Here is a 7,456-nt window from a genome sequence, read left to right as displayed (position 1 = left end):
ACACGATACGACAAACTCAAGAGAAATTACGAAAGTATGGTAGCTATCGCGTGTGGATACCTGTGGCTACCTATGTGAAATGTCAACAGACCCTAGCACTCTATGGGCTAGATCAAAAGAACCACGATGTTCAATGATACGAATCATATTAAGTAATTGTGGGGCTTCTATCGTGCTGATAGGGTACGCACCGATATAAGGGAATACATTCCCTTCAAGCCTGCGCAATACATCCTTACTATGACTTAGTACCCAGGTATGCGTTTGTTTTCTGTACCACTCACGAGCAACAGCCTCAAAGCTATTAGCAGCAGCTTCTTTTGCTTTTTGCTTGTTTATTCGACGATCAATAGAAGGGTCTATATTGCTTGCCAGCTTGACACGTTTAGCTTGCGCAAACTGTCTGGCTTGCTTTAATCCCACTACAGGATAGACGCCCAGTGAGAGGGATTTTTCTTTGTCATGGATCTTGTAACGCAATCGCCAATATTTGCGACCATCTTCATATATCCAAAGATAAAGCCCTTGGCCATCGTGTAACTTGCGTATCTTGGCGCTTTCAGCAGTGGCATTCTTGCAAGCCAAGTCTGTCAGTAATTCTTTCAGGGCCATAATGTGGTAACTTTTAATGTGGTAAAAATAGCTACCACACTTTTTACCACATTTTTTTACTGGCTTCCAGCGGATTATCTCGGACTAATACGGAGTTGAAGTTATTGTAAATCTGCTTGTTTATTGCGTTTCGCGGATTGCTACGGATTTGTGTGGGCCGGAAAATGGCGGAGAAGGCGGGATTCGAATTTGCGGTATATCATCGTATCTTGTTGTTTTATATAGATGTCAAATTATCAAGTAGACCATATGTAGACCATTCAAATGTTAATTTTCTATACACATTCAATCGGACATTTATTGCGGAACAGTTTTTAGCGAAATTAATAATCATTCCCAATGAAAATTTAGTACACAAGATATAATCCAAATGCTGCGGATAGGGGGCACCCGACAAGCCAGTTTCCTTGCTGGTTTCCGCAGCATCTACTCAAGGACGACTAAAGGAGGTCGAGCATGTCAGCAACAAATCTAAGTACCACATCAGAATCAAACGATGATTCAAGAGTATTAACTCTAAGCGTTCAATCATCAAATCCATGGTTAGCAGAAATAAGGCTAACGATCATGGATGAAGTTTCCATCCAGCAAACATCAGAGAACACGTACATCATGCGAGTTTATGAGAATGGATTGAACTATCCTTCTCCCCACAGCGCCGTGATGGATATTGTCACAGATGATCAGTATTACCATGTGTTCGCATATCTGGCCAGAAATGGGTTTGAGCCGAAAGCCAGGCACAATAGACAAGGGCATAAATTCTTCCGCAAGATGGGATTGAAGCCTGCTTATGTGCGTGGCAAGCATATCGAGCCTGATTAGCATATAGTATGCATGGAGAGTCTGTCTGCAATGGACGGGTCTCCAATTCTCTTGAGAACACGGGAAAGATGCAATTGCGGAGGAACATTAGACTTATGGCGAGAAAATGGATGTGATAATTATCACAGTGACTATTTAGATCGAGAGCTATTCTTCGTGCATCCAGTTTCTAGTTACAAGTCACACTTTGAGAATCCATCTACGGATCCGGATCGTGGATCTGAATCAGTACGTATGGAAGACAGAGTTTAGGAGGATATAGATGGCAGAGTGGAAACCGATAGAATCTGCACCGAAGGATAGAAGGATATTGCTAGCATATGATCCTGGTCACAGGATTAATGTTGATATCGGGCAATATGATTATTCTACAGATTTATTCCTTGGTTTTTCTTTATACGGATGCGCATCTTCCCATATTAGGAATAAACAACCTATTGCCTGGCGGGAATTACCTGAATTTGAAGGATTGAGGTATATTAAATAATGCCAGTTCATTATTATCCAGTACACCGTAAAATCCCGTCCTTCAGGGCGAGGGTATAAGACATAACAGCGAAGCCGTTATTCATAAAGAATCCACGACGCTAATCAGCGGTAAATACGCCTGCCTTAATTGGGTGGATCGTAATGGACTAAGGTAAATTTTATCCTAGTTCAAAGCAAAACCCCACCGAATCCCATACAAATCCGGCGGGGTTTTTTACTTTTCTTACTAAAGTAATCACGATAAAACATTGTGAAATATTATTAACGGCAGGTAGTATTTTTTACTTTAGATTTTTACTTCTGGAGATTGCTCTCTATTGCGGCAATAATTCCGGAGCATTACGTATGCGGTTTTCCTCCCACGCTTTTCCGCCAAACAAGCGAAGCATGAGCCAGCTCAAATAGCCAGTAATCTGCATTTCGTTCACGTGCAAGCCGACTTCCAGAAAAATTTTGTCCCAAAACTCCCTGCCTTGACCTTCGTGATACTTGTAACGACAACCTTTTCCATCGACCGCCCACAGATAGTTATACCGGTACCCGTAATCGTGAATAATTCCCTGTATTAGCAGAATTCCTACTGGATCGAGCAATCCCCACATGAATCTGGGTGTACTGGCGCCATCCATTACAAATCCTCGCGGGATTACAATTAGAGTGCCGCACGGCATGATAAATACCCAATCATCAACCAGTTCCCAGTTGCGTACACAGGTAAGCAGGATCCAGACCTTTTGCCAAAAGGTTTTATTTTTCGTGTCGATTGGTATTGGCTTTAATGTTGGCATCAGCATTTGCAATTACTCCTTTTGCACGTTTGCGATAGCGGCATTATTCGTGTCGCTACCACCGGCCTTAATCTTTGTCGCGGCTCCCAAGCCAGCCCCGGCCATCAGTAGCTGTTGCGAGTCTAGTCCTGTTAAAGTGCCAGTCACCAACTCGGCACAGATCAGGCCGAGCAGAATGATCATGACATCATCTGTTTTCTTGCGATCAGCCTCGAACAAATAAAAAAGGTACCCACGCCCTGCATGCTCACTTAACCGATAGTCGCGCAGATACAGCATCAGCAACATGCCTACCGCACCAATCAGCAGAAAGAATGTCTCGCGGAAATTACCCGCAAACGGCGCTATGTTGCTTAAAAAATCAATATTCACGGTACTATCCCCCGAAAAAGGTAATACAGATGCCTCGCTGCAGATATATCTACTCCCGCGTTTACTCTTCTTCTTGCGCGCTCAAAAACAAGATCAAGATTGTCTAATATCCGCATTAGAGGCTCCTTAAATCAGTTTGAGCGCGATTTGACCGGCAACGACCGCCATCCTCTGGATAGCAAGCAAAGCAGTATTGGTTTTGGATTGAGAGAGTAAGCTCATCACCAGATCATCCAAGGATTTGGCTTGCCTTTGGTATTCGAGCAACAGGAACTGACTGTCTTCCGGGTAGCGTGTCCAATGAGTTGTTGCAATCCGCTCTATTTCTGCATAGCGGATTCTTAGCACGTTGTATTCAGATATGATCAAGCTGGTATGGCTCACTGCCTCCAACGGGTTTTTTACAATGATCTTCCCCCACTTACCCGTAAAATCGTTATAAGCTAGGAGTGATTTATTGATTATTTCGATTTCCTCTTGAGAAAGATCGCTATCGAACAAACTATCTAATACCGCCCCGCTCTTGATCATCTCATCTACGTATGTAGCTTTAGCCATCACATCAACCGCCTTCTCGGCCTGCGGCTTCAGAGACTGGCAACCAGCCATTAAAACCGTGACAAACGAAATTAAAATCAGCCTTTTTATCAATTTAATACTCCTTCCAGTTGGTTTAAAATTTCTTTGTGCTGAATACACGCCCATGCCTCGCTTTTACCCATGATTCGACCTATCCCCCGCAAACTCACGCCATCGACATAGCGCATCGTCATCAGTTTTTTGTGTTTCTCACTGAGCCCATCAAAAAACCCGACCGCTTTTATTACAAGGTCTTTCTTGATTAGATACTCGAGCGGGGTATCTTCCTGACTGATAAGATCGAACCCCTCTTCGAGAGCATCTTCAAAAGACGAGATAATTACCTCCTCAGATTCACCCCTTTTGATCTTCTCCCGGTGCGGCCTCCCAATACAATCGTCCCTGCGCAAAGCATCAAGCATTGCTCCACGAATGCGCGTAAATGCGTAATTCTGGAAGCTCTGTCCTGGTAACTCACCGTGCAACCTGATTGCATCCAGTAAGCCAATCATGCCTGCCTGAATTAAGTCGTCCACTTCCACGCTTGTTGGCAGCTTGACCATCATATGGCGCGCAATACGCTTAACTAACGGGGCGCACTCAATGATTAGTTGATCTGATGTTTTATCCACTATTTCAGATCAAGAGATCCCAAAAATCTGACAAACATATCAAGTCCGCCCGTCACTTTTCCGGCCAGTATCAGCGCAACAATGATGATTCCGTAGCCAATCAAAGTTGCAGTCATGTGCATACCGCGTATAAAACCGGATTTCTTGGCCTTATCCTCAACAACCTGCATAGCACTGCTCTGAGCCATCGCAGTCAGTTTGCTTAATTTTTTTTCTAACTCTGCAATGCTGGTTTGTTGTGATTTAGTTAGACTGGCGATCTCCTTTTCAAGGGATGCAATCTTCGCTGAGTTTTGTCCTATCTGCATGGCGTGAGGACATTGTGGATCTGGCATTTCATGTCCCATTATTTGATCAAACCTTGTTGTTTGTTCTTACCCTTGATCGTCAGGCATTGCATCCTGTTTTGATCTGGCTTAAGGGATACATGCACCCAACCGGAACTAGGAATTCCAGAGGTGTAGTTTTCAAGAATGAGTTGATCGAAGATCAGGTTATCTTTTACCCAACAAGCAAGATCATAGTTTGATACCCCGGGCACCTCAAAATCGACTGCCTGCCCAAGCATGTGCTGCGATGTTTTGCTGCTTCCGGGAATTGCCTTATTTAGCGCAGGTGATCTATATCCACTGTTCGGACGGAATGGCTTGCCGTAGTGGGCCCGAACCGGCTCCAATATTTTTTCACAGAGCAAAATCAGGCCGCTCAATACTTCCACCGGAGGGGTGTTATCTATCCCCAGCTCAATGGCTTTGTCTGAATGTATTAGTTCATCGAGCGTAAAGTGTGGCGATAATTTTCTGCTTAGATGTTCATTTGAGCCTGCCCCCATTAGCCGTTCCCCTCAACGAGTGTAGAAATACCAACCCATTGTCGTGTCACGACTACAATTTAATCTAAGGCAGGGAAACAAAAAATCCGCGCTAGGCGAAGGAGGATGTCAAAGCTTCCCAGCTTCAATAAATAAATTATCGAGTGTTTGATTGCCTAGGCCCAGCGAAGACGCGATTTGCTGTACCAGGACGTGATTACGCTGCACTTCGAGCGCGTATTCCCACTCGATCTGCGCGGCCTTGCGCAGAGTCTCGTCTGGAATAGATGCAAGTGCCGCGTCCACATCGTTCAACTTGCCGATATTCAGCAAGGCCAGGCGAGCTTGGCGCATGGTGACTGATTGGGGTACTTCAGGTTGTAGCGCCTCTGGTAGCGGAAAATCACCCGACTGTGCTTCCTCAATGACGCCCTCTCCGACTACCGTAAATGGAAAATCAACGCCATCACAGCGATAACGATCATCCAGCACTTCGATCTCGCGATACGGGCCGAATATACCTGCCTGAGTCACAAGTTTTTTCATTCTGCCGCCTCCAAGCAAGCAATCATTGCACTAGCCGCCCCACCACAGCTTACGATCCACAGGTCATTACCACTAGGAGATACGCCAAATGAATTGGCTGTCCACCCCATAGCACGGATAACTGGTGGGTCAACCTTGAAAATCCGTTTGCTGGTATAGCCCAGGGCCACAGCAGCGTTAATTAAATTGGGAGCGTATTTTGTAGATCCATTCCCAATAGAATTTATGCGGTAATTGAACTGGTTTTTATCGAATGCATAAGCAATAAAATTCTGTCGTGAAAGAGCGATGGAGAATGTATCAACTATACCTATGACTGGGCTGACACCAGATGCGTCAACATTAATCAACGCGAAAGAATTATCATCTCCAATAGACAAAGAAATGACGTCCCCACTTACGGAAACGATATTGAAACCTGAAATCCCAGAATTCAGTTGAATAATAGAAGCTGTTCCTGCACTTGCAACACCAGATGAGTCTGTCAAAATATTAGATGATAAAGAACCGGCAGCACTATAATTCACAACAACGACCTTGCCGGACTCAATGACAGCAGCTATGCTTGATGATAAAAAACCAGAGCTACCAAAATAATCTCCAAGAACAACATCAGAAGCGGACGCCGTCATTCCAGTAACGGATATGATAGCTCCATGCGCTTTATCCAAATTGGCGTAAATTACGGCCACACGCCCTGAAGGTAGAACCAACCAACGAAATTCTGGCTGAGTTGTAGTTAGCAAGGCTGCGCTGCCAGGAGTCACTGTTATGCCGGAAATGCTGTGAGGCTTTGCAGAAATGTTGGTGCCATCACTATTGAGCGACAGCACAGTAGATTCAGAAATAGGAATCAGAACCAATCCGCTTTTTTTGTCTGTCGGGCGATCTAGCGCCAGCGTATCACCGATGGCAACCGTATCATTAGAAATACTAATTGCACAGATCTCTGCATATGGACCGCTACTGCGCCCCTGAGTGAAGGCGAATGTCGTGCCGGAATTTCCAAGTTCCACCAGCATACCCATCTTATCCGGTATGTTTGTTGAGCGAGTGCCGACCGGGCCAGGAAAAATGGTGGTTCCGGACAAGGAGAGAATCACGCCGCACAAATCACTAGCTGTTGCTCCGAGCACCAGAACTTTGTCTGCAGAAGCGAGAATTCCCTCAATTAAACCATTGTTGATGGTTGCAATCACAACTGTTGGTTGACCGAAAGAGCGGGTGTTAGCATCGTACACAATGGCATTCAATACTGTGGCGCCAAACAAAATCAGTGTGCGATTTTGATCAACCGCTATAGCTTTCATACTAAAAGAGCTGGACATGCCCGTAAGTGAATAAAATCCCTTCGATGCTGTCACACCAAGCTTTTCAATACCAACAGTTACCCAAACACCATTAACAGCTGTGTTGTCCACAAGACCAACAATCCCCGTCTGCCCAGAGCGAATCCAACCCAACTTCTTCCCGGCAGAATCCATGATACCCAGATCATGGGAGCCAGCATTCTGAATAGCGAATGATGGAATACCTGCATTCATCGTCGTAGCGTCAGGCAACGTTACATAATTACCGCTTTCTGTTGGAGTAATGCTTTGAATCGTTTCGGAAGAAGATGTTAGGGTGATGGAACCGCTAGCAGAATTCCCACCAATACCTAATAAAGAAGACGATAGACCATGCAGTTCATGATCTATTTGCGCAAACGCTCCTCTAATTCGCTCAACATCGTTAAACAAGAAATTATCTGAATTAGGTAACGGTAAATTAAAATTTACTGTTCTGTCGTCAATAGGCAT

The 7,456-nt window shown here is 44.8% G+C and carries 11 protein-coding genes and 1 pseudogene; 3 read left to right on the top strand and 9 right to left on the bottom strand.

The window, feature by feature from the left end; translation table 11 throughout:
* Positions 1–78 (top strand): annotated as a pseudogene (locus BLP80_RS15125) (IS5/IS1182 family transposase); the annotation flags it as partial.
* Here BLP80_RS15125 and BLP80_RS05740 read toward each other — a convergent pair.
* The gene (locus BLP80_RS05740) at positions 67–612 is read right to left on the bottom strand and encodes a tyrosine-type recombinase/integrase (RefSeq protein ID WP_090541085.1); all 546 of its coding nucleotides are present in this window, start codon (positions 610–612) and stop codon (positions 67–69) included. The pseudogene BLP80_RS15125 and the gene BLP80_RS05740 overlap by 12 nt on opposite strands.
* Positions 613–1,068: 456 nt before the next feature.
* Here BLP80_RS05740 and BLP80_RS05735 point away from each other — a divergent pair, with 456 nt between their 5' ends.
* Positions 1,069–1,437, top strand: coding sequence for a hypothetical protein (locus tag BLP80_RS05735; RefSeq protein ID WP_143002239.1), 369 nt, complete (start codon positions 1,069–1,071; stop codon positions 1,435–1,437).
* A gap of 262 nt (positions 1,438–1,699) precedes the next feature.
* Positions 1,700–1,924 carry a hypothetical protein gene (locus tag BLP80_RS05730; RefSeq protein ID WP_090541080.1) on the top strand — a complete coding sequence of 75 codons (225 nt, stop codon included), beginning with the start codon at positions 1,700–1,702 and terminating at the stop codon, positions 1,922–1,924.
* 316 nt (positions 1,925–2,240) lie between these two features.
* Here the strand turns inward: BLP80_RS05730 and BLP80_RS05725 are convergent, their stop codons facing one another.
* From BLP80_RS05725 to BLP80_RS05690, 8 genes are all read right to left on the bottom strand, one after another.
* Complete coding sequence (locus BLP80_RS05725; protein WP_090541102.1) at positions 2,241–2,714, bottom strand: DUF1353 domain-containing protein; 474 nt, start codon at positions 2,712–2,714, stop codon at positions 2,241–2,243.
* Between the two features lie 12 nt (positions 2,715–2,726).
* The gene (locus BLP80_RS05720; protein WP_090541077.1) at positions 2,727–3,086 is read right to left on the bottom strand and encodes a hypothetical protein; all 360 of its coding nucleotides are present in this window, start codon (positions 3,084–3,086) and stop codon (positions 2,727–2,729) included.
* A 126-nt stretch (positions 3,087–3,212) separates the two neighbouring features.
* The gene (locus BLP80_RS05715) at positions 3,213–3,737 is read right to left on the bottom strand and encodes a hypothetical protein (protein ID WP_090541074.1); all 525 of its coding nucleotides are present in this window, start codon (positions 3,735–3,737) and stop codon (positions 3,213–3,215) included.
* Positions 3,734–4,297 (bottom strand): sigma-70 family RNA polymerase sigma factor, encoded by a 564-nt coding sequence (locus BLP80_RS05710; protein WP_176754284.1) that lies wholly within the window; start codon positions 4,295–4,297, stop codon positions 3,734–3,736. Before BLP80_RS05710 ends, BLP80_RS05715 begins: the two co-directional genes overlap by 4 nt.
* Positions 4,297–4,632, bottom strand: a complete 336-nt coding sequence (locus tag BLP80_RS05705; protein WP_143002238.1) for a hypothetical protein — start codon at positions 4,630–4,632, stop codon at positions 4,297–4,299. The genes BLP80_RS05710 and BLP80_RS05705 overlap by 1 nt, the downstream gene beginning before the upstream one ends.
* 11 nt (positions 4,633–4,643) lie before the next feature.
* Complete coding sequence (locus BLP80_RS05700) at positions 4,644–5,129, bottom strand: D-Ala-D-Ala carboxypeptidase family metallohydrolase (RefSeq protein ID WP_090541063.1); 486 nt, start codon at positions 5,127–5,129, stop codon at positions 4,644–4,646.
* Positions 5,130–5,237: 108 nt separating this feature from the next.
* Positions 5,238–5,654, bottom strand: coding sequence for a hypothetical protein (locus BLP80_RS05695; RefSeq protein ID WP_090541059.1), 417 nt, complete (start codon positions 5,652–5,654; stop codon positions 5,238–5,240).
* Positions 5,651–7,456 (bottom strand): hypothetical protein, encoded by a 1,806-nt coding sequence (locus BLP80_RS05690; protein ID WP_090541056.1) that lies wholly within the window; start codon positions 7,454–7,456, stop codon positions 5,651–5,653. The genes BLP80_RS05695 and BLP80_RS05690 overlap by 4 nt, the downstream gene beginning before the upstream one ends.

Origin of the sequence: Nitrosomonas sp. Nm132 (assembly GCF_900100485.1) — a bacterium.
Taxonomy (GTDB): Bacteria; Pseudomonadota; Gammaproteobacteria; order Burkholderiales; family Nitrosomonadaceae; genus Nitrosomonas.
This window is presented reverse-complemented; position numbering and strand designations above follow the sequence as displayed.